The organism is Stenotrophomonas sp. GW821-FHT01H02A (genome assembly GCF_059422145.1).
Genome location: NZ_JBWKWI010000008.1, coordinates 90,360 through 109,219 on the forward strand (window position 1 = coordinate 90,360; position 18,860 = coordinate 109,219).

Annotated in this window: 20 protein-coding genes; 11 read left to right on the forward strand and 9 right to left on the reverse strand. The window is 66.9% G+C overall.

Annotated elements, in window-relative coordinates; translation table 11 throughout:
- Positions 1–127: 127 nt before the first annotated feature.
- Positions 128–1,645 carry a fumarate hydratase gene (locus AC07WC_RS13395; protein WP_019185911.1) on the forward strand — a complete coding sequence of 506 codons (1,518 nt, stop codon included), beginning with the start codon at positions 128–130 and terminating at the stop codon, positions 1,643–1,645.
- Positions 1,646–1,745: 100 nt separating this feature from the next.
- Here the strand turns inward: AC07WC_RS13395 and AC07WC_RS13400 are convergent, their stop codons facing one another.
- Positions 1,746–2,381, reverse strand: coding sequence for a LysE family translocator (locus tag AC07WC_RS13400; protein ID WP_495210431.1), 636 nt, complete (start codon positions 2,379–2,381; stop codon positions 1,746–1,748).
- Between the two features lie 161 nt (positions 2,382–2,542).
- Here AC07WC_RS13400 and AC07WC_RS13405 point away from each other — a divergent pair, with 161 nt between their 5' ends.
- Positions 2,543–3,178: a glutathione S-transferase family protein gene (locus AC07WC_RS13405; RefSeq protein ID WP_495210432.1), complete on the forward strand. Its 636-nt coding sequence runs from the start codon at positions 2,543–2,545 to the stop codon at positions 3,176–3,178.
- Between the two features lie 136 nt (positions 3,179–3,314).
- On the opposite strand, the gene arsC is transcribed toward AC07WC_RS13405, so the two are convergent.
- The 3 genes from arsC to AC07WC_RS13420 form a co-directional block, all read right to left on the reverse strand.
- Positions 3,315–3,665, reverse strand: coding sequence for an arsenate reductase (glutaredoxin) (arsC, locus tag AC07WC_RS13410; RefSeq protein WP_495210433.1), 351 nt, complete (start codon positions 3,663–3,665; stop codon positions 3,315–3,317).
- Complete coding sequence (locus AC07WC_RS13415) at positions 3,665–4,831, reverse strand: phospholipase A (protein WP_495210434.1); 1,167 nt, start codon at positions 4,829–4,831, stop codon at positions 3,665–3,667. Before AC07WC_RS13415 ends, arsC begins: the two co-directional genes overlap by 1 nt.
- Before the next feature lie 150 nt (positions 4,832–4,981).
- On the reverse strand, positions 4,982–5,467 hold the full coding sequence (locus AC07WC_RS13420; protein ID WP_495210435.1) for a DUF456 domain-containing protein: 486 nt from the start codon (positions 5,465–5,467) through the stop codon (positions 4,982–4,984).
- A gap of 232 nt (positions 5,468–5,699) precedes the next feature.
- Between AC07WC_RS13420 and AC07WC_RS13425 the strand changes: the two genes are divergently transcribed.
- A complete protein-coding gene (locus tag AC07WC_RS13425; RefSeq protein WP_019185917.1) occupies positions 5,700–5,903 on the forward strand; it encodes a cold-shock protein in 204 nt (67 codons plus the stop codon).
- A gap of 85 nt (positions 5,904–5,988) precedes the next feature.
- On the opposite strand, the gene AC07WC_RS13430 is transcribed toward AC07WC_RS13425, so the two are convergent.
- Together AC07WC_RS13430 and AC07WC_RS13435 are read right to left on the reverse strand one after the other, a co-directional pair.
- Positions 5,989–6,474, reverse strand: coding sequence for a glycine zipper 2TM domain-containing protein (locus AC07WC_RS13430; protein ID WP_019185918.1), 486 nt, complete (start codon positions 6,472–6,474; stop codon positions 5,989–5,991).
- Positions 6,475–6,592: 118 nt separating this feature from the next.
- Positions 6,593–7,033, reverse strand: coding sequence for a hypothetical protein (locus AC07WC_RS13435; protein WP_495210436.1), 441 nt, complete (start codon positions 7,031–7,033; stop codon positions 6,593–6,595).
- 95 nt (positions 7,034–7,128) lie between these two features.
- Between AC07WC_RS13435 and AC07WC_RS13440 the strand changes: the two genes are divergently transcribed.
- The gene (locus AC07WC_RS13440) at positions 7,129–7,938 is read left to right on the forward strand and encodes a tRNA threonylcarbamoyladenosine dehydratase (RefSeq protein ID WP_495210437.1); all 810 of its coding nucleotides are present in this window, start codon (positions 7,129–7,131) and stop codon (positions 7,936–7,938) included.
- A gap of 28 nt (positions 7,939–7,966) precedes the next feature.
- On the opposite strand, the gene AC07WC_RS13445 is transcribed toward AC07WC_RS13440, so the two are convergent.
- Positions 7,967–8,839 carry a LysR family transcriptional regulator gene (locus AC07WC_RS13445; RefSeq protein ID WP_495210438.1) on the reverse strand — a complete coding sequence of 291 codons (873 nt, stop codon included), beginning with the start codon at positions 8,837–8,839 and terminating at the stop codon, positions 7,967–7,969.
- Positions 8,840–8,936: 97 nt separating this feature from the next.
- Between AC07WC_RS13445 and AC07WC_RS13450 the strand changes: the two genes are divergently transcribed.
- Positions 8,937–10,340: an MFS transporter gene (locus AC07WC_RS13450; RefSeq protein ID WP_495210439.1), complete on the forward strand. Its 1,404-nt coding sequence runs from the start codon at positions 8,937–8,939 to the stop codon at positions 10,338–10,340.
- Here AC07WC_RS13450 and AC07WC_RS13455 read toward each other — a convergent pair.
- Positions 10,314–11,087, reverse strand: coding sequence for a TatD family hydrolase (locus AC07WC_RS13455; RefSeq protein ID WP_495210440.1), 774 nt, complete (start codon positions 11,085–11,087; stop codon positions 10,314–10,316). The two genes, AC07WC_RS13450 and AC07WC_RS13455, sit on opposite strands and share 27 nt — an antisense overlap.
- Positions 11,084–11,308, reverse strand: a complete 225-nt coding sequence (locus AC07WC_RS13460; protein WP_495210441.1) for a DUF6116 family protein — start codon at positions 11,306–11,308, stop codon at positions 11,084–11,086. Before AC07WC_RS13460 ends, AC07WC_RS13455 begins: the two co-directional genes overlap by 4 nt.
- A gap of 159 nt (positions 11,309–11,467) precedes the next feature.
- On the opposite strand from AC07WC_RS13460, the gene AC07WC_RS13465 reads away from it, so the two are divergent.
- The 6 genes from AC07WC_RS13465 to AC07WC_RS13490 all read left to right on the forward strand — a co-directional run bounded on the left by AC07WC_RS13465 (position 11,468) and on the right by AC07WC_RS13490 (position 18,685).
- Positions 11,468–12,298 carry a glycine zipper 2TM domain-containing protein gene (locus tag AC07WC_RS13465; protein WP_495210442.1) on the forward strand — a complete coding sequence of 277 codons (831 nt, stop codon included), beginning with the start codon at positions 11,468–11,470 and terminating at the stop codon, positions 12,296–12,298.
- Between the two features lie 131 nt (positions 12,299–12,429).
- On the forward strand, positions 12,430–12,981 hold the full coding sequence (locus tag AC07WC_RS13470) for a GNAT family N-acetyltransferase (RefSeq protein WP_495210443.1): 552 nt from the start codon (positions 12,430–12,432) through the stop codon (positions 12,979–12,981).
- A gap of 91 nt (positions 12,982–13,072) precedes the next feature.
- A complete protein-coding gene (locus tag AC07WC_RS13475; protein ID WP_495210444.1) occupies positions 13,073–13,732 on the forward strand; it encodes a glutathione S-transferase family protein in 660 nt (219 codons plus the stop codon).
- Between the two features lie 46 nt (positions 13,733–13,778).
- Positions 13,779–16,058, forward strand: a complete 2,280-nt coding sequence (locus tag AC07WC_RS13480; RefSeq protein ID WP_495210445.1) for a thiamine pyrophosphate-dependent enzyme — start codon at positions 13,779–13,781, stop codon at positions 16,056–16,058.
- Between the two features lie 3 nt (positions 16,059–16,061).
- Entirely contained in the window at positions 16,062–18,005 is a 1,944-nt protein-coding gene (gene asnB / locus AC07WC_RS13485) for an asparagine synthase (glutamine-hydrolyzing) (RefSeq protein WP_495210446.1), read from the forward strand.
- 119 nt (positions 18,006–18,124) lie between these two features.
- Positions 18,125–18,685 (forward strand): NADPH-dependent FMN reductase, encoded by a 561-nt coding sequence (locus AC07WC_RS13490; protein ID WP_495210447.1) that lies wholly within the window; start codon positions 18,125–18,127, stop codon positions 18,683–18,685.
- The last annotated feature ends 175 nt before the right edge of the window (positions 18,686–18,860 follow it).

Sequence of the window (18,860 nt, forward strand, 5' to 3'; positions counted from 1 at the left end):
GCTGTGACAAGGCTGGGCGATCACTGTGCACCAAAAGCCGCGGCCGCGAGCGATTCTCAACGCCGCCGGGCGGTAGTTGTTAAAATCTGGGTTCAACCCCCGCCAGCCTCCAGCAAGCGAGCAAGTCGTGACATCGATCAAGCAGGAAGACCTCATCCAGTCCATCGCCGACGCGCTGCAGTACATCTCGTACTACCACCCGGTCGATTACATCAAGAGCCTCAACGCTGCTTACGAGCGCGAAGAGTCGCCGGCCGCGAAGGAGGCGATGGCCCAGATCCTGATCAATTCCCGCATGTGCGCCGAAGGCCACCGACCGATCTGCCAGGACACCGGCATCGTCACCGTATTCCTGGAAATCGGCATGAACGTGCGTTGGGACGACGCCACGATGGGCGTGGAAGACATGGCCAACGAGGGCGTGCGCCGGGCCTACAACTATCCGGACAACAAGCTGCGCGCCTCGGTGCTGGCCGACCCGGCCGGCAAGCGCATCAACACCAAGGACAACACCCCCGGCGTGGTCAACGTCAAGGTCGTCCCGGGTGACACCGTGGAGGTGATCGTCGCGGCCAAGGGCGGTGGCTCCGAAGCCAAGTCCAAGTTCGCCATGCTCAACCCGTCCGACTCGATCGTGGACTGGGTGCTCAAGACCGTGCCGACCATGGGCGCCGGCTGGTGCCCGCCGGGCATGCTCGGCATCGGCATCGGTGGCACCGCCGAGAAGGCAATGCTGCTGGCCAAGGAATCGCTGATGGAGCCGATCGACATCAACGAGCTCAAGGCCCGCGGCGCCTCCAACCGTGCCGAAGAGCTGCGCCTGGAACTGTTCGACAAGGTCAACGCGCTCGGCATCGGCGCGCAGGGCCTGGGCGGCCTGACCACGGTGCTGGACATCAAGGTCAAGGACTTCCCGACCCACGCGGCCAACCTGCCGGTGGCGATGATCCCCAACTGCGCGGCCACCCGCCATGCGCACTTCACCCTGGACGGCAGCGGCCCGGTGATGCTGGATCCGCCGTCGCTGGAAGACTGGCCGCAGATCACCTACGACGCCTCCAAGGGCACCCGTGTCGACCTCGACACGATCACCCCCGAAGACGTGGCCAGCTGGAAGCCGGGCCAGACCCTGCTGCTCAACGGCAAGCTGCTCACCGGCCGCGATGCCGCGCACAAGCGCATGGTGGAAATGCTGGACAAGGGCGAGCCGCTGCCGGTGGACCTCAAGGGCCGCTTCATCTATTACGTCGGCCCGGTCGATCCGGTGCGCGACGAAGTGGTGGGTCCGGCCGGCCCGACCACCGCCACCCGCATGGACAAGTTCACCCGCCAGGTGCTGGAACAGACCGGCCTGCTGGGCATGGTCGGCAAGGCCGAGCGCGGCCCGGCGGCGATCGAGGCGATCCGTGACAACAAGTCGGCGTACCTGATGGCGGTGGGCGGCTCGGCGTACCTGGTCTCCAAGGCGATCAAGGCGGCCAAGGTGGTCGGCTTCGCCGATCTGGGCATGGAAGCGATCTACGAGTTCACCGTGCAGGACATGCCGGTCACCGTGGCGGTGGATTCCACCGGTGAGTCCGTGCACCAGACCGGCCCGCGCGAATGGCAGGCCCGTATCGGCAAGATTCCGGTCGTGGTTGCCTGAGGCTCCCGGTAGCGGCAACGCTGGAAACGAAAACGGCGCCCCAGGGCGCCGTTTTCGTGACTGACGCCGGCAGGCACCGACCGTTGGCCGGCGCTTCCCCTCAGCGACGCGCGTCCACCAGCATGCGCACCGCCAGCGCGCCGAGCACCGTGCCCATCAGGCCGCGCTGCACCGTCTGCCAGCGCGGGCGCCCGGCCAGGAAAGTGGCGATACTGCCGGCGGCCAAGACGATCAGTGCGTTGACACTGACGCTGGTCGCGATCTGCACCAGCCCGAGCACCACCGATTGCACCATCACGCTGCCATGCCCATGGGGCTGGATGAACTGCGGCAGCAGCGAGAGATACATCACCGCGATCTTCGGATTGAGCAGCGCGGTGAACAGGCCCATGCCGAACAATCTGCGCGGGCGGTCGTGGTCCAGCGTGCGCAGCTGGAACGGCGAGCGTCCGCCTGGGCGCAGCGCCTGCCAGGCCAGGTACAGCAGATACGCCGCGCCGGCGAGACGCAACACGTCGTAGGCGTGCGGCACTGCCATCAACAACCCGGTGATTCCCAGTGCAGCGCACACCAGATACACCAGAAAACCCAGCGCGACACCGCTCAGGGAGACCAGCCCGGCAGTGCGTCCCTGGCAGATCGAGCGTGAGATCAGATAGATCATGTTCGGCCCGGGCGTCAGCACCATGCCCAGCGAAATCAGGCCGAAGGCAAGCAGGGCGGACACATCGGGCATGGAAGGATCCTGGGCGCGCGGCGGGGCAGAGGAGGCATTCTGCGAGCGTCCGCGCCGCAGTGGCAGGGACAGAATGCGCCCCCATCGCCGGTGCTCTGTACCCATGCGATGGCAGGGGGGCGCGGGCGCATACTGTGCGCCTCCCTCAAGAGGCCCTGAGCATGCGCACCACGCTGTATGGATCGCCGAGTACGGCCGCCCTGGTCGTCCATTGGCTCTTGCTGGAACTGCAGGTCGAGCACGATCTGGTGCTGTTGGATTTCGACAAGCGCGAGCACAAGGATGCCGCGTATCTCGCCTTGAATCCCGCAGGCCTGGTGCCGACGCTGGTGCTGGACGGGCAGGTATTGACCGAAGCGGCAGCGATCGCGCTGCACCTGGCGGACCGTCATCCGGACGCGGCCCTGCTGCCAGTACCGGGGACTGCCGATCGCGCCGAGGCCTACCGCTGGATGTTCTGGTGCGCCAACACCGTGCAGCCGGCGTACCGGGCGTGGTTCTACCCGCAGGAAATGGCCGGCCCCGAACACGTGGACGCGACCCGGCAGCGGGCGCGCGAGCGCATGGAAGGCGCGTGGCAGCACTTGGCCGAGCACCTGTCCACGCATCATCCGTACGTGCTGGGCGAGTCGTTGAGCGTGGTCGATTTCATGCTGGTGATGCTGATGCGCTGGTCACGCAACATGCCCACGCCCAGCGACACGTGGCCGGCCTTGAAGGCCTATGCGGATCGCTTGAAGGCGCGCCCGGCGTTTGCCGAGGTCTACCGGCGCGAGGGCATCACCGACTGGCGCTGAGTGACGTCAGTCGACGTATTCGTCGAGGGTGCGGCGCGCACGGAATGGCATCCGGTGCTGGTCGAGCAGGCCCTTGGGCACGGTCTCCAGTTTCATGACGCGGTGTTCCCGCGGCCATGCGCAGCGGAAGAGGCGATCAGGACAGCAGGTCGAGCACCGTCTCCGGCGGCCGGCACAGGCGAGCCCCCTGCGCGGTCTCCACGATCGGCCGGTTGATCAGTTCGGGGTGGGCGACCATCGCATCGATCAGTGCCGCATCGGCCAGCGCCGGGTCGTCCAGTCCAAGCGAGCCGTAGGCCGCTTCCTTGGTGCGCAGCAGCTCACGCGGGGGGATGCCCATGCGCGTGACGAGGGCGGCCAGGGTGGCACGGTCCGGCGGCGTCCGGAGGTAGTCGATCACCACCGGCTCGATGCCGTGCTCACGCAGGATCTGCAACGCCCCGCGCGAATTGCTGCAGCGCGGGTTGTGCCAGATCGTCACCGCCATCAATACCACTCCAGCAGAGACACACCCAGGCCAACGTACGTGGCCTTGTGGTTGTAGTCGATCATGCTCTCGCCGTAGCCGTCGAAGATCTGCACGTGGCCGCGCAGCAGGTTGCTGATCGGGAAGCCGTAATCGAGCTGCAACGCGCCGTGCGAGCGGTCACCGCCGCGCAGCGAGTGCCGCGCCATCAGCGAGACCTCGTGACCGTTCTTGTTCCAGGTCAGGGTCGCGTCGCCGCGGCCCATGTAATCGGAGATGTCCGGGTTGTTGTCGTCCTTGCGGTCCTCCGGAATGCGATACCACGGGCGCAGGACCAGTGCCCAGTTCTCACGGTCCAGGCCGACCGTGGCGATCACCCGGTTCCAGCTGCGCGAGAGCGGGTCGGCGCGGCCGTTGGACTGGTGGGTCAGGCTGATGCCGCTCATGCGCCCGCGCCAGCCACCGATCGAGTAGCCGTTGCGGAACATCATCATCACTTCCGGCTCGTAGTTCGTTTCACGGAATGGCCGCGAGTTGTCGGCGTTGTAGGCCTGCCAGCGCGAACTCTGGGTATAGCCGGCCCAGATATCGCCGTTGTCGCCGAACAGGTTCTCCACGACCTTGGTCTTGAAGCTGAGCTGGAACTTCAGTTCGGTGCTGTCCAGCTGCTGTGAGGTGGTGACGGTGTTGGCCGGATTGGGCGACTGCGGCATCTGGTTCTTGTCGCTGGTCCAGAACGCGGGCAGCAGGTAGACCGGCTTGTAGGCACGCAGCTGGAAGGCGCCCAGCTTGGAGTCCTGGGCCAGCTCCCAGCGGCTGTCCAGCAGCGAGCCCTTGCCCGCGTTGGCCAGCGCATCTTGATGCCCGTCATTCTTGAACACCTCGCCGAGACGCTGCTTGACCCGCTGTGCGGCCGGCGCACCGGCTTCGGCGCTGCGTGCCGCCTGACGCTCCTCGCGGCGCTCCTGCTTGGCCGCCGTGGCGGCGGCATCCGCTGCCAGGGTGACGTCGGGGGTACGGCCGAACAGCTTGTCGTAGCAGGCCAGGCGTGCCACGTCCGTGTCCACCAGCGCGCAGGCCTCCGGCGTCGCCGGGGTCGGCGCGGCTTCCTGGGCGGCGGCAGGCAGGGCAGTGCCGGCCAGGGCCAGTGCGGTGAACAGGGCGGAACGGGGGCGGGGGAGGGTCATGGGAAGGCCACGCGACAAGAATGAATGGGTCAACCGGCACAGTGTGGCCGCTGGGGGATATTCCCGCCAGCACACGACACGGTCGATCTGATCGGGTTTATGCCGGTCAGTGGTGTGGTCAGGGCGTGAAGCTGCGGCGCGGCGCGGCGCTCAGACGAACCAGGCGAAGGCGAACACCCCCAGCATCGCGATCACCAGCGCCAGCTTCAGGGCGAACCCGAGCAGGATGCCCAGCCACGTCGCCAGGCCCACCTTGGTGGAGCGCCCCAGTTCACGGGTGTGCCAGTACTCGCCCAGCAGGGCGCCGGCCAACGGCCCGACGAACAGCCCGATCGGCATGAAGAAGACCCCGGCGATGCTGCCCAGGAACGTGCCCCACAACGCCTTGCGGCTGGCGCCCACGCGTTGCGCGCCGACCACGGTGGCCAGGATGTCCACCGCGAAGGACAGCAGCGTCAACAGGCCGAGCAGCGTCAGCGGCAGCCAGCCCACATGCACGAAGCCGTCCGCCCACGCGGCCAGCAGCAATCCGGCGAAGACCAGGGGGATTCCGGGCAACGCCGGCAGGATGATGCCGGCGATGCCGACCAGCACCAGGAGGACGGCTAGCAGATGGAAGATGAATGAAGGGTCCATGCTGTCGAGTATGGTTTCTGAAATGGGGTTGACATCGAGGTGTTTTCGCTAGTTGCTTTTTCGTTTTGCGCGGGTTAAGTTGCAGTCGCTGAGCTTGGCAAGGTCACCGTGGATCGTGGCCTGATGATGGTAGATCTTCCAGATCCGCTGCATCGTTGCACCTCGCTTCCCCCTTGCTGTCAGCCGCCTGTACGGGTGTATCCAACAACAAGACAGTTAGGGAGTAGCTGAGATGGCTGAGAAGGGCACCGTCAAGTGGTTCAACGACGCGAAGGGTTTCGGGTTCATCAGCCGTGAGAGCGGCGAAGATGTGTTCGTGCACTTCCGCGCGATCGAATCCCAGGGCTTCAAGAGCCTGAAGGAAGGTCAAGCGGTGGAGTTCGAAGTGGTGACCGGCCAGAAGGGCCTGCAGGCCGACAAGGTCAAGCCGCTCTGAGCGCACGCCGGGTCCTGCCTGGTTGAGACATGAAAAGGGCCCGCGCAAGCGGGCCCTTTTCATTGCATGCACTCTGCGCGGCGGATCAGCGCAGGATCACCTTGCCGTTGACCACGCGGACATAGGTGTTTTCGCGGATGCCGCCCAGATCGCGCTGGTTGACCACGACGGTGCGGCCGTCATCCATGCGCACCGTGATGTCGAAGGTATCGCTGGTGACGTTCTTCTGGATCTGGTTGCCGGCCAGTGCACCACCCACCGCGCCTGCGGCGGCGGCGATGTTCTTGTTGCCGCGGCTGCCGCCGGTGTGGTCGGAGATTTCATGGCCGGCGACCGCGCCGACGATGCCGCCCAGGACCGCGCCGGTCGCGCTCGGCGCGCTGCGGCCCGAAGCGACCTGGTTGATGCGGGTCACGATGCCGCAGTCGGCGCAACGGTTGGTGTTGTAGTTGCCGCCGGAATTGCCGTAGCCGTTGTTGTAGCCACTGCTGCCGTAGCCGGGCGAGGTGGTGGCACAGCCAGCCAGGGCGACGGTGGCAACAGCAGCGGCGGCGATCAGTTGAATCTTCATGGTGTATCTCCTGGCCAGAAGGGTGGTCGAATGCGTCTGGTGCGCATGGGGCAGATCGTGTCCTGTGCTGCGTGAACAGCGTGCCAATCCCGGTCCGCCAGCGTGGATGGAAGATGAATCAGCGGAAATCCTGGTGGCAGGCCTTGCAGTCGTTCTGGATCTTCTCGACCAGCGTGGCCATGCCCGGGCAGTCGGTCGGCGGTGCCGCCAATGCCTCGTTGAGCGTAGCGCGCAGTGTGCTGGCGTGCTGTTGGAAGCCTTGGCTGTCCTTCAATCCGGGAAAGGCAAGGTCCAGATCGTTGGACAGTGAGCGCAGGGTCTGCAGGCGTGGCACGGTATCGGCCAGGCTGCAGCGGTTCTGCGCCTGCGCCGCCTGCAGCAGCTCGACCTGGCGGTTCATGACGTGCATCAGCGAGTCCGGGAAAGGATCCTGGCGGGCCTGGATCGCGCGCGAGACCATCACCGTGGCGATCAGGCCGATGACCAGCCCGAGCAGGCCGACGAACAGGTAGCGGTATGCCGCGGAGGGGCGGCGGGACGGGGTCACGGGGTCGTTCATGGTGAGGGCTTCCTTGAGGGTGGCTGCGGCGATGGTACGACGCGTCCTGTCCACGGCGCGTACCGGGGCCGGCCCGCGCGCATTAAAATGGGCGGATGAACGACGTACTGCGCGAACGATTTGCCGGCATCGACCGGTTGTATGGGGTAGGCACCGTGGATCTGCTCGCCACCCGCCGGGTGGCGGTGGTGGGCATGGGCGGCGTTGGCTCGTGGGTGGTGGAAGCGCTGGCGCGCACGGCCGTCGGGCATCTGACCCTGATCGATGCCGATGACATCTGCGTGTCCAACACCAACCGCCAGTTGCCCGCGCTGGCCGGCCAGTACGGCCGCAACAAGGCCGAGGCGATGGCCGAGCGCTGCCGGGCGATCAACCCGGACATCAGCGTCGATGCGATCGCCTCGTTCCTGACCGTGTCCAACATGGTCGAGCTGCTGGACCGCGATTTCGATCTGGTGATCGATGCGTGCGACAGCTTCCGGGTCAAGGTGGAAACCATCGCCTGGTGCCGCCGCCGCAAGCTGCCGATCCTGACCGTGGGCGCCGCCGGTGGCCGTACCGACCCCACCCTGGTACGGATCCGGGACGTGTCGCGCACCGAGCACGACGCGATGATGGCGCTGATCCGCAAAAAACTGCGCAGCGACTTCAATTTCCCCAAGAACGCCTCGCGTTACTTCGGCGTGCCGGCGGTGTACTCGCTGGAGAACGTGAAGTACCCGCAGGCTGACGGCAGCGTGTGTGGCATCCGTCCGAACCTCGGCGCGGATGCGGCGCTGAAGCTGGACTGCGGCGCCGGTCTGGGCGCGGCGACCCACATCACCGGAGCGTTCGCCTTCGCGGCGGTTGGCAAGGCGCTGGAGATGCTGATGAAGAAGCCGGCCAAGGCGGTCACGGCCGACTGAGCCGCTGCGGTCACGGCAGTGGACCGGCTTACGCGTCCAACCCGAGGCCGGGCCGGTCCGCGACGACCTTCGCCACAAAGTCCATGACCGTGCGTACCGAGGGTGACCGCCGGAGGTCACGGTGCACCACCAGCCAGATGTCACGCCAGAACGGCGCTCCGTCATGCTCCAGCTGCGTCAGTCCGGGCGCGGCATCACCGAGAAAGCGCGGCAACGCGGCCACGCCCGCTCCGGCCAGAGCGGCTGCACGATGACTGCTGATGTCGCTCAGTTCGCACGCCACGGCACGGCTTCCCGCGATCTGCAGCATCCACTGCTGCTGGGGCATGTCAGCAAACTGCGTGTCATAGGCAATGAAGGCCCAGTCTTCGGGCCGACGGGTGGCGACGTAATGGTGGCTGGCATAGAGCGCGAACGACATTCGTCCGATTCTGCGCACAACGCTGCTGGCTTCCTTGGGACGGACCAGCCGCAGGGCCACATCCGCCTCGCGGCGGGCGAGTGATACCTGCTGGGCCTGCGCCGACACGGCAAGTTGAATGCCGGGCTGCGCTGCCCGGAAGTCGGCAACGCGCTCCGCCAACACGTGCGCCACCAGCACTGGCGGTGCACTCAGGGTCACCCTGGCATTGATGGCATCCTGGCTGGCCCGGCTCACGCGCGCGACAGCAAATGCCGAGGCGTCCATGGCCTTGGCGTGCTCGTAAATCTGGACGCCCATCGCGGTAAGGCGGACGGAGCGTGGCAAGCGCTCGACCAGCGCAACCTGCAGTTCGACCTCCAGGGCCGCAACACGACGGCTGACGGTTGCATGGTCGACATGCAGCGCCCGAGCCGCGCCTGACAAGGTGCCGTCGCGCGCAACCGCCAGGAAATGACGGAGATTCTCCCAGTCGAACATCTGTGCGTTTTCGCAGGTATGGAGTGTGATTTCGGGGAATTTTCGAGGGTGCCCGCCAAGCCTAGCATGGACGGTCTCTTCTTCTTGTGGGACCCCAATGACAGCTTTTCCTGCTTCCGCGCGCGGTACGCTCTGGGCCGCCGCGCTCGGCTTCGTGGTGGTGCTGCTGGACATCAGTGTGGTCAACGTCGCACTGGATGCCCTGCAGCATGAATTTTCAACCGATGTGGCCGGTCTGCAGTGGGTGGTCAATGCCTACACCTTGGCTTTCGCCGCACTGCTGCTTACCAGCGGGGCGCTGGGCGACCGCTTCGGCGCGCGCCGGCTCTATCTCTGGGGCTTGGTGGTGTTCACTCTGGCGTCGGCTGCCTGCGGGCTTGCGGGCAGCCTGCCCGTGATGGTCGGGGCCAGGCTGATCCAGGGCATGGGCGCGGCGCTGCTGGTACCCAACTCGCTGGTCATGGTGCAGCAGGCATTTCCGGACAGCCAGGCGCGTAGTCGTGCCGTCGGGTGGTGGGGCGCTCTCGGGGGAGCGGCTCTGGCTGCCGGTCCCGTGCTGGGCGGAGTGCTGGTAGCGCATGCAGGCTGGCGCAGCGTGTTTCTGATCAATCTTCCGATTGGTTTGATCGGAATCTGCCTGACGCTCCGGCATGCGGCGCCGTACGGCGGCGGACAGCGGCGTGGCCTCGACTGGCGTGGGCAGGTGGCTGCCATGGTCGCGCTGGCAGCGACCACCATGACCTTGATCGAGGCAGGCCAGCTGGGTTGGCAGCATGTCGTGGTGCGCGGAGGGGCGCTGTTGGCGCTCATGTCCCTCGCGGCCTTCCTCTGGATTGAAGCGCGCAGCACCTCACCCATGCTGCCATTGAATCTGTTTCGGAATCACACGTTCTCCATCGTTTCGTTGACAGGCGTCGCGGTGAATTTCGCCTACTACGGTCTGATCTTCGTGTTCAGTCTGTTTTTTCAGATGCAGCAGCATCTGTCGCCGCAACAGACCGGGCTGGCCTTTCTGCCGATGACCCTCGTTCTGGTCGCACTCAATGTGGTGGCGGGGCGCCTGATTACGCGTCTCGGTCCCAGGTTGCTGATGTTCATGGGCCTTGCGCTGGCGGGATCGGGTTACCTGTTGTTGATGCGGGTGAGCATCGGGGGCCAGTACGCGCTGTTGATCGTGCCGATGCTGATGGCGGCAAGCGGGGTCGCTTTGGTGGTGCCGACCATGACCAACGCGACACTTGCATCGGTCGACCGGTCGCGGGCGGGCATTGCCTCCAGCGTACTCAACTGTGCACGACAGGTCGGCGGCATGCTGGGCGTCGCCCTGTTTGGCAGCCTGATCGGCGATGGTGCGCCGGATGCGTTCATGCATGGCATGCGCATGTCGATCGGCATGGCGGCGGGAGCGCTACTGCTGGCGAGCGTCCTGTGCTGGTTTGGCATGCGCCCGGGGCCGCTCCACCCGTTGCGCGCTTCAGGAGAAACCGTGAAGCCCGAATAGGGTGCGCGCATTGGCCGTGGTCTGCGCGGCAATCGCCTCGGCCGGTTCCCCGCGCAGGCGCGCCACCGCCGCCAGGATCACCGGCAACCGCGCCGGCTCATTGCGCTGGCCGCGGATGCCCGCATCCGGCTGGTCCGGCGCGTCGGTTTCCAGCAGCAGCTGCTCCAGGGGCATGTTGGCCACCAGGCGGTGCAGGCGCTGGGCGCGGTCATAGGTCAACGGGCCGCCCAGCCCGATCAGGAAGCCCAGCTGGTGCAGCTGGCGCGCCTGCTCGGGGCTGCCGGAGAAGCTGTGGACCACGCCGCGCAGCCCGCCGATCTGCTTGATCGCCGCGATCACCGCATCCACCGCACGGCGCGCATGCACGATCACCGGCAGTTCGAAGTCGCGCGCCAGCCGCAGCTGGCCCAGGAAGTAGTGCAGCTGGGCGTCCGCATCCAGACCCTGCACGAAGAAGTCCAGCCCGCACTCCCCAACCGCGCAGGGGCGCTCGCATTCGAGCCACGCACGCAGTTCCTCCAGGTGTTCGGGGCGATGCTGGTCCAGGAACATGGGGTGCAGCCCGTAGGCGGGGTGCAGCCCGTCGGCCAGCAGGCAGGCGTCGCGCAGCCCGGGCCAACTGGCGGCAGTGACCGCCGGCACCACCTGCGCCCGCACCCCGGCCTCGCGGGCGCGCGCGATCACTTCAGGGCGATCCGCATCGAACTCGCCCGCATCCAGGTGGCAGTGGCTGTCGATCAACCTCACGCGCGGCGCTTGGCCGGCAGCGGGGGCAGCGTTTTGTCGCCACGTCGTTTCCAGTTGGCCAGCAGCAGCGTGCCCAGGCCGAACAGGATTTCATCGACGAACGGCAGCGGGTCCGGAATCACCAGGGTCACGGCGAACAGCGCGGCGGTGATCTTGAACAGGGTGGGGTAGCGCAGCCGACGCGCCCATTCCAGCACCGGCAACAGTATGGGATTGGACATGAGGCACTCCTGGGCAGATGCTGTAAACGCTATCACGAGCCCAAGGCTCACCGAACCTGAATGGGCGGCAGGATGTTCACGATCCGTGGAGATTCCGTTCAGGCTGGCCGTGCTGGAATTCACTCAAGAACGTTGCGGATCGTCCGCAAGGAGCCGGTTATGAAAAGTACAACTACTACTGCTTTGGTCGCTGCTGGTGCGCTGCTTGTCGGCGGTATCGCCACCGCTGCTTTCATGAAGGGTGGCAGTGCCGCGCCCGAGGCGGTGACCGCTGCGCAGACCCGGCCCACCCTGGACACCACGCCGCTGGCCGACGACGGCGCGCGCACCGATCAGCTGGCGATCGAAGACAAGGCCGGCAAGCTGGAATACGCCGACATCGTCAAGGTCGATCCGCTGACCAGGAAAGAAAAGGCCTACGCCACCGTGATCGGCACCGAGCCGGTCCGTGAAACCTCCAGCACCCAGACTCCGCATGAAGTCTGCGAAGACGTGGTGGTGCAGGAGCGTCTGCCCGAGCGCGATGGCAATGTCGGCGGTACCGTTGCCGGCGCCGTGATCGGCGGCCTGCTCGGCAACCAGGTCGGTGGTGGCAATGGCCGCAAGGCCGCGACCGCTGCCGGTGCCGTGGCCGGTGGCCTGATCGGCAACCAGGTGGACAAGCGTCATGTGGGTGGCCGCGTGGTCAACCGCACCGAACGCCAGTGCCATACCGAAACCGCGACCTCCGAGTCGACCCGGGTGACCGGTTACAACGTCACCTACCGCAATGAAGACGGCACCACCGGCACCATGCGCATGGCCAGCAAGCCGGGCAACCGCATCCCGATGGGCACCACCAATGCGGTGACCGGCTACAACGTGACCTACCGTTACGACGGCGCCGAAAAGACCGTGAAGATGGACAACAAGCCGAGCAGCGATCGCCTGCCGGTGATCGACGGTCAGCTGGTCACCCAGACCGCCGCGCTGAGTGCGGACAAGCAGTAATCCCGAACCGTTCGAACGGATCACCAGCACGCCGGCAATTGCCGGCGTGTTGCGTTGTGGGGTGAGGTGCACGGCGTGTCGGTCCCTGGGTCTGCGATCATGACCGCACACCCGCACCACACGAGGACGCCATGAGCATTTTCGACCTCCAGCTGGAGACCGACCGCCTGATCCTGCGCCCACCGCGCGCCGAAGATTTCAATGCCTTCCTGCGCTTCTGCTCGGACCCGGAGGTGATGCAGCACCTTGGTGGGGTGCAGGCACCTTCCCAGGCATGGCGCAGCTTCAGTTGCCTGGTGGGCAGCTGGCATCTGTACGGGTTTTCGATGTTTTCGGTGATCGAGAAAAGCAGCGGTGAGTGGGTCGGTCGGATGGGCCCCTGGCAGCCGCTGGACTGGCCGGGCACCGAGGTCGGCTGGAGCATCCGCCGCGAGAGCTGGGGCAAGGGCTATGCGCCCGAGGCAGCAGTGGCCAGCATGGACTGGGCATTCGACACGCTGGGCTGGGAAGAGATCATCCACACCATCGACGCGGCCAACGAAAACTCCAAGGTGGTCGCGCGCAAGCTGGGCAGTTCGCTGCTGCGCATGGGCGAGCTGCCGCCGCCGCACGCCGGCAAACCGATCGAGATCTGGGGCCAGTCGCGCCAGCAGTGGCAGCAGCGCCGCGCCGGGCAGCGCTGATGCTGCACCCGCGCTTGGCAAACACGCTGCGGTGAGGCCAGACTCGGCATCGCGGGCAGACCGCCCGCGGTGCACGAGCAAGAGGGTAGCGATGACGTCGTTGCGGGCTCCATTGACGGTGTACGGCATGTCCGTCTCGGGCAACTGCCACAAGGTGCGGCTGCTGCTGGAGCAGCTGGGCACGCGCTATCACTGGGTGGAGGTCGACAGCGCGCACGGCCAGACCCATACGCCGGATTTCCTGAAGATGAACCCCAACGCCAAGGTGCCGCTGGTGCAGCGCGATGACGGGCGTGTGCTGCCCGAATCCAACGCGATCCTGTTCTGGCTGGCCGAAGGGACGCCGTACCTCTCCAGCGATGGCTGGGAGCGGGCGCAGACGCTGCGCTGGATGTTCTTCGAACAGTACAGCCACGAACCGTGCCTGGCCGTCGCGCGTTTCATCAGTGGCTGGACAGCGCTGGACTCCCCGCGCCGGGCCGAACTGCCGCGCCTGCGTGAGCGCTCGGCACAGGCGCTGGCGGTGATGGACGAGCATCTGGCCCACGCACCGTGGTTCAGCGGCCGCGGCTACGGCATCGCCGACATCGCGCTGTTCGCTTACACCGATGTCGCGGCGGACGGCGGCGTCGCCTTGGCACCGTATCCGGCCGTCCAGGCCTGGCTGCAGCGCGTGCGCGAGCAGCCGCGGTTCGTTCCGATGCCCGCACCGCTGCCGGAGGTGCAGGCCCTGTTCGCGCAGTCCCACTGAGTCCATCCGGTTGTCCACACCCGCAACACGTCACGGAGGGTGATGCATGTTTGCCGTGGTTCCCGATCCGATTCCCGCGCGCATGAAAGGCCTCAACCGGGCCGAAATCTGCGACGCCAACTTCATCGCGTTCGTGCAGCAGTGGCGCGGCGACTCCGCGCCGACGCCGGCGCCCGATGCGCCGATCCTGCCGGGTAGCACGCTGGATGCGCAGGGCTTTGCCGAGCTGTTCGAATCGCAGCTGATCAGCCGCCACCTGGACCTGATGGCGCGCGTGCTGCGCGTGCAGAACAAGGTCTTCTATACGATCGGATCGTCCGGCCACGAGGGCAATGCGCTGGTGGCGCGGCTGGCCCGGCACACCGATCCGGCGTTCCTGCACTACCGCTCCGGCGGTTTCATGGCCGAGCGCTTCCGCAAGCTGCCGGGCATGGACCCGGTGATGGATGCGGCGCTGTCGTTCGCGGCCAGCCGGGACGATCCAGCCAGCGGCGGTCGTCACAAGGTGTGGGGCAGCAAACCGCTGTGGGTACTGCCGCAGACCTCCACCATCGCCTCGCACCTGCCCAAGGCCCTGGGTACCGCACTGGCCATCGAAAGCGGGCGGCGCATCGGCCACACGCTGCCGATTCCCGAGGACAGCGTGGTGATCTGCTCCTTCGGCGATGCCTCGGCCAACCATGCCACCGCGCAGACCGCGTTCAACACGGCGGCGTGGGCGGCGTACCAGCGACTTCCCGCACCGATCCTGTTCGTCTGCGAGGACAACGGCATCGGCATCTCGGTCAAGACGCCGGATGGCTGGATCGCGCAGAGCTTCGCGCACCGCCCGGGCCTGGACTACTTCGCCGCCGACGGGCTGGATCTGGTCGAGGGCCATGCGCAGGTCGAGCGCGCGCTGGCGCATTGCCGCCAGACCCGCCGGCCGACCTTCCTGCATCTCCGCACCACGCGCTTGATGGGCCATGCAGGCACCGATTTCGAAATCGAATGGCGCCCATTGCCGGACCTGTGCGCGGCCGAAGCCAGCGATCCGCTGCTGCGTTCGGCGGCGATCGCGATGCAGTCCGGGTGGATGACCGCCGCGCAGGTGCTCGATCTGTACGAGCGTGTGCGCGTGCGCTGCTTCGCCGCCGCCGCCGAGGCGGACCGGCGGCCGAAGCTGAGCGAGCTGGCCGAGGTCATGGCACCGCTGGCGCCGTATTCGCCGGCAGCGGTGCAGGCTGAAGCGACGCGCGTAGCTGGCGCCGAGGCGCGCTTCGCTGCGTTTGGCGGTGCGGCGCAGGTGCCGGAAGGACAACCGCCGCGCCATCTGGCGATCCAGATCAACCAGGCGCTGCACGATCTGATGGCCAAATACCCGGCCACGCTGCTGTTCGGCGAGGACGTCGCGCAGAAGGGTGGGGTCTATACGGTCAGCAAGGGGCTGCTCAAGGCGTTCGGCCCGCGCCGGGTGTTCAATACCCTGCTGGATGAAACCATGATCCTGGGCATGGCGCAGGGCCTGGCCAACCTGGGCATGTTGCCGATCCCCGAGATCCAGTACCTGGCGTACCTGCACAACGCGGCCGACCAGCTGCGCGGTGAGGCGTGCTCGCTGCAGTTCTTCTCCAACGATCAGTACCGCAACCCGATGCTGGTGCGGATCGCGGGTCTCGGCTACCAGAAGGGCTTCGGCGGGCATTTCCACAACGACAATTCGATCGCGGCATTGCGCGACATCCCCGGCCTGGTGGTCGGCTGTCCCTCGCGCGGCGACGATGCGGCGATGATGCTGCGCACGTTGGCGGCGCTGGCCACGGTCGATGGCCGCGTCGCGGTGTTCCTCGAGCCGATCGCGCTGTACATGACCAAGGATCTGCACGCGCCGGGCGACGGCCAGTGGCTGTTTCCGTATCCCGCACCGGACCAGGCACTGGTGCTCGGCGAGGGCCGGGTCTACGCGCCGGAGGCCAGTGACCTGGTCATCTTCACCTACGGCAACGGCGTGCCGATGAGCCTGCGCGCGGCGCGCGCCATCGAGCAGCGCCTGGGCTGGCAGGTGCGGGTGGTCGACCTGCGCTGGCTGGTGCCGCTCAATGCGGGCTTCATCACCGCCCAGGCCGCCGATGCCCAGCGCGTGCTGGTGGTTGACGAGGGGCGGCACAGCGCCGGGGTGGGCGAGGGCGTCATCACCGCGCTGGTCGAGGCCGGGCTGGGACATCTGCCGATCCAGCGGGTGTGCGGCGCCGATACCTACACGCCGCTGGCGGGGGCAGCATTGTGCGTGCTTCCAAGCGACAATGCGGTATTGAACGCCGCCCTCGCGCTGGCGCAGGACCATTGATACATGTGTGGATTGGCAGGCATGCTGCTGCCCGCTCCGGCAAGGGAGCAGGCGGCACTGGAAGAACAGGCGCGGCGCATGGGCGACGCATTGGTGCACCGCGGCCCGGATGACAGCGGGGTGTGGGCCGATGCGCCGGCCGGCATCGCGTTGGCACATCGCCGGCTGAGCATCCTGGATCTGTCGCCGCTGGGCCACCAGCCGATGACCTCGGTCGATGGCCGCTACGTGCTGGCCTACAACGGCGAGGTCTACAACTTCGCCGCGCTGCGCGCCGAACTGGAAACACTCGGGCATGGCTTCCGTGGCCATTCGGACACTGAAGTGCTGCTCGCCGCGGTCACCCAGTGGGGCTTCGAGGAAACCCTGCAGCGCAGCAACGGCATGTTCGCCATCGCGCTGTGGGACCGCGCCGAGCGCTGCCTGTGGCTGGCCCGCGACCGGGTCGGCAAGAAACCGCTGTACTACGGCTGGGCCGGTGAAACGCTGGTGTTCGGCTCCGAGCTCAAGGCCCTGTGGCAGCACCCGGCCTTCGACAACCAGGTCGACCGCGATGCACTGACCCTGCTGCTGCGGCTGGACTATATCCCCGCGCCGCACTGCATCCACGAGCGCTGCTTCAAGTTGATGCCCGGCCGCGTGCTGCGGCTGGACGCCGAGGCGGTGGCCGCCGGCGCAGCCGCGCACCGGCCGGACCAGCTGCAGCAGCCGTTCTGGAATGCCCGTGAGCGCATGCAGCAGGCACTGGCCGCGCCGTTCACCGGCAACGATGCCGAGGCCGAAGAGCGCCTGGATGCCGTGCTGCGCGATGCGGTGGCGCTGCGCATGGTGGCCGATGTGCCGGTCGGCGTGTTCCTCTCCGGCGGCACCGATTCGTCGGTGGTGGCGGCGTTGATGCAGGCGCAATCGAGCCAGCCGGTGCACAGTTTCAGCATCGGCTTCACCGGTTCGGACCATGACGAGGCGCCGCTGGCCAAGGCGCTGGCCCAGCACCTCGGGTGCGATCACACCGAGCTGTATGTCAGCGGTGCCGATGCGCTGGCGGTGGTGCCCAGCCTGCCGGCGATGTTCGATGAGCCCTTCGCCGATGCCTCGCAGGTGCCCACCGCCCTGGTCGCCAGGCTGGCGCGGCAGGGCGTGACGGTGGCGCTGTCCGGTGACGGTGGCGATGAACTGTTCTTCGGTTACACCCGCTACCAGCGGGCGATGCGCAACTGGCGCTTGCTGGGCAAGGTGCCGGCGCCGCTGCGGCGCTGGATGGCCAGCCACGCGCACACCCAGGGCGAAGCCTCGCGCACCGGCGGGCTGGCGGCCTTGCTGGCCGAGTCGGGTGCGCGCGGCATCGGCGATGTCTACCGCAACCGGATCTCCCGCTGGCGCGACCCGGTCGCCGCCGTTCGTGGCGCGCAGGCGGCCGGGAGTTTCTATGACCTGGCTGATCCGCTGCACGGGGCCGGCTCGCCGGCCGACGCGATGATGCTGGCTGATTTCAGCACCTATCTGCCCGATGACCTGCTGTGCAAAGTGGACCGCACCAGCATGGCCGTCAGCCTGGAAGCCCGCGCGCCGCTGCTGGACTGGCGGGTGGCCGAGTTTGCCTGGTCGCTGCCGATGGCGATGAAACAGCGCGATGGCGTCAGCAAGTACCTGCTCAAGCGGGTGCTTGGCCGCTACGTGCCGCAGGACATGGTGCACCGCCCGAAGCGTGGTTTCGGTGCCCCGGTCAGCGCGTGGCTCAAGGGCGACCTGCGTGGCTGGGCCGATGAACTGCTGGATCCGGCGCGGCTGGCCGAGGAGGGCGTGTTCAATGTCGAGGCGGTTGCCCCGTTGTGGCAGCAGTTCAAGCAGGGCGAACGCAAATGGCACACGCACCTGTGGAACGTGCTGATGTTCCAGGCCTGGCAGGCGCATTGGCGCAACGCACGCGCCGACGTGACGCGCGCATAGCGCCACGCGTGCGGGTATGTCTGGGCGGAAGTCAGCCACCATGGGTGGCTGACGTCGCCTTCACCGTTGCCGAAGGTGGGCCCGCCTAGGCTGGGTTTTTCCCCGACGGAGATGACGTGATGGCCGGATACAAGATCGCCGTACTGGTGGGCAGCCTGCGCAAGGGCTCCCACAACAGGGTGCTGGCCCGCGCGCTGGAGAAGCTGGCCGCCGGCAAGGCGGAGTTCTCCTACGTGGAGATCGGCGACCTGCCGCTGTACAACCAGGATTTCGACAAGGACTACCCAAGTCAGGGGGTGCGCCTGAAGCAGCAGATCCGTGACGCCGATGCGGTGCTGTTCGTCACCCCGGAATACAATCGCTCGGTGCCGGGCGTGCTCAAGAACGCCATCGACCTCGGCTCGCGCCCGTATGGCGACAGTGCCTTCGCCGGCAAGCCGGCGGCGGTGATCGGTGCCTCGATCGGGGTGATCGGCACCGCCCTGGCCCAGCAGCACCTGCGCAACATCCTGGCCTATCTGGACATGCCGGTGCTGGGCCAGCCCGAGGCCTTCCTGCATTTCAAGGAAGGGCTGATCGACGAGCACGGCACGATCAGCAACGAAGGCACCAAGGACTTCCTGCAGGGCTTCGTGGACACGTTCATCGCCTGGGTGGGCACCCACGGCGGCACGCACTGATCCACCGCGAGCGGGTGGCGCTTCTGCGATAATGGCGTGGACGGACGTCGCAAGGGCGTCCGTCGCACGCGATGCGACGGCCCCGGCCGATCGTACCGGCAGGCGCCGGTATCCCCAGCTCATCCACTGTTTATCCACAGGTTTGTGCATGGCTGCGGGGCTCCCCGCGTGCCTA

Bases quoted from the DNA above. Each gene is read 5' to 3' on its own strand.
- AC07WC_RS13480 (WP_495210445.1), top strand. From the start codon at position 13,779: ATGTTTGCCGTGGTTCCCGATCCGATTCCCGCGCGCATGAAAGGCCTC.
- AC07WC_RS13460 (WP_495210441.1), bottom strand. From the start codon at position 11,308: ATGTCCAATCCCATACTGTTGCCGGTGCTGGAATGGGCGCGTCGGCTG.
- AC07WC_RS13425 (WP_019185917.1), top strand. From the start codon at position 5,700: ATGGCTGAGAAGGGCACCGTCAAGTGGTTCAACGACGCGAAGGGTTTC.
- AC07WC_RS13465 (WP_495210442.1), top strand. From the start codon at position 11,468: ATGAAAAGTACAACTACTACTGCTTTGGTCGCTGCTGGTGCGCTGCTT.
- AC07WC_RS13415 (WP_495210434.1), bottom strand. From the start codon at position 4,831: ATGACCCTCCCCCGCCCCCGTTCCGCCCTGTTCACCGCACTGGCCCTG.
- asnB (WP_495210446.1), top strand. From the start codon at position 16,062: ATGTGTGGATTGGCAGGCATGCTGCTGCCCGCTCCGGCAAGGGAGCAG.
- AC07WC_RS13435 (WP_495210436.1), bottom strand. From the start codon at position 7,033: ATGAACGACCCCGTGACCCCGTCCCGCCGCCCCTCCGCGGCATACCGC.
- AC07WC_RS13405 (WP_495210432.1), top strand. From the start codon at position 2,543: ATGCGCACCACGCTGTATGGATCGCCGAGTACGGCCGCCCTGGTCGTC.
- AC07WC_RS13400 (WP_495210431.1), bottom strand. From the start codon at position 2,381: ATGCCCGATGTGTCCGCCCTGCTTGCCTTCGGCCTGATTTCGCTGGGC.
- AC07WC_RS13450 (WP_495210439.1), top strand. From the start codon at position 8,937: ATGACAGCTTTTCCTGCTTCCGCGCGCGGTACGCTCTGGGCCGCCGCG.
- AC07WC_RS13430 (WP_019185918.1), bottom strand. From the start codon at position 6,474: ATGAAGATTCAACTGATCGCCGCCGCTGCTGTTGCCACCGTCGCCCTG.
- AC07WC_RS13470 (WP_495210443.1), top strand. From the start codon at position 12,430: ATGAGCATTTTCGACCTCCAGCTGGAGACCGACCGCCTGATCCTGCGC.
- AC07WC_RS13420 (WP_495210435.1), bottom strand. From the start codon at position 5,467: ATGGACCCTTCATTCATCTTCCATCTGCTAGCCGTCCTCCTGGTGCTG.
- AC07WC_RS13475 (WP_495210444.1), top strand. From the start codon at position 13,073: ATGACGTCGTTGCGGGCTCCATTGACGGTGTACGGCATGTCCGTCTCG.
- AC07WC_RS13490 (WP_495210447.1), top strand. From the start codon at position 18,125: ATGGCCGGATACAAGATCGCCGTACTGGTGGGCAGCCTGCGCAAGGGC.
- arsC (WP_495210433.1), bottom strand. From the start codon at position 3,665: ATGGCGGTGACGATCTGGCACAACCCGCGCTGCAGCAATTCGCGCGGG.
- AC07WC_RS13440 (WP_495210437.1), top strand. From the start codon at position 7,129: ATGAACGACGTACTGCGCGAACGATTTGCCGGCATCGACCGGTTGTAT.
- AC07WC_RS13445 (WP_495210438.1), bottom strand. From the start codon at position 8,839: ATGTTCGACTGGGAGAATCTCCGTCATTTCCTGGCGGTTGCGCGCGAC.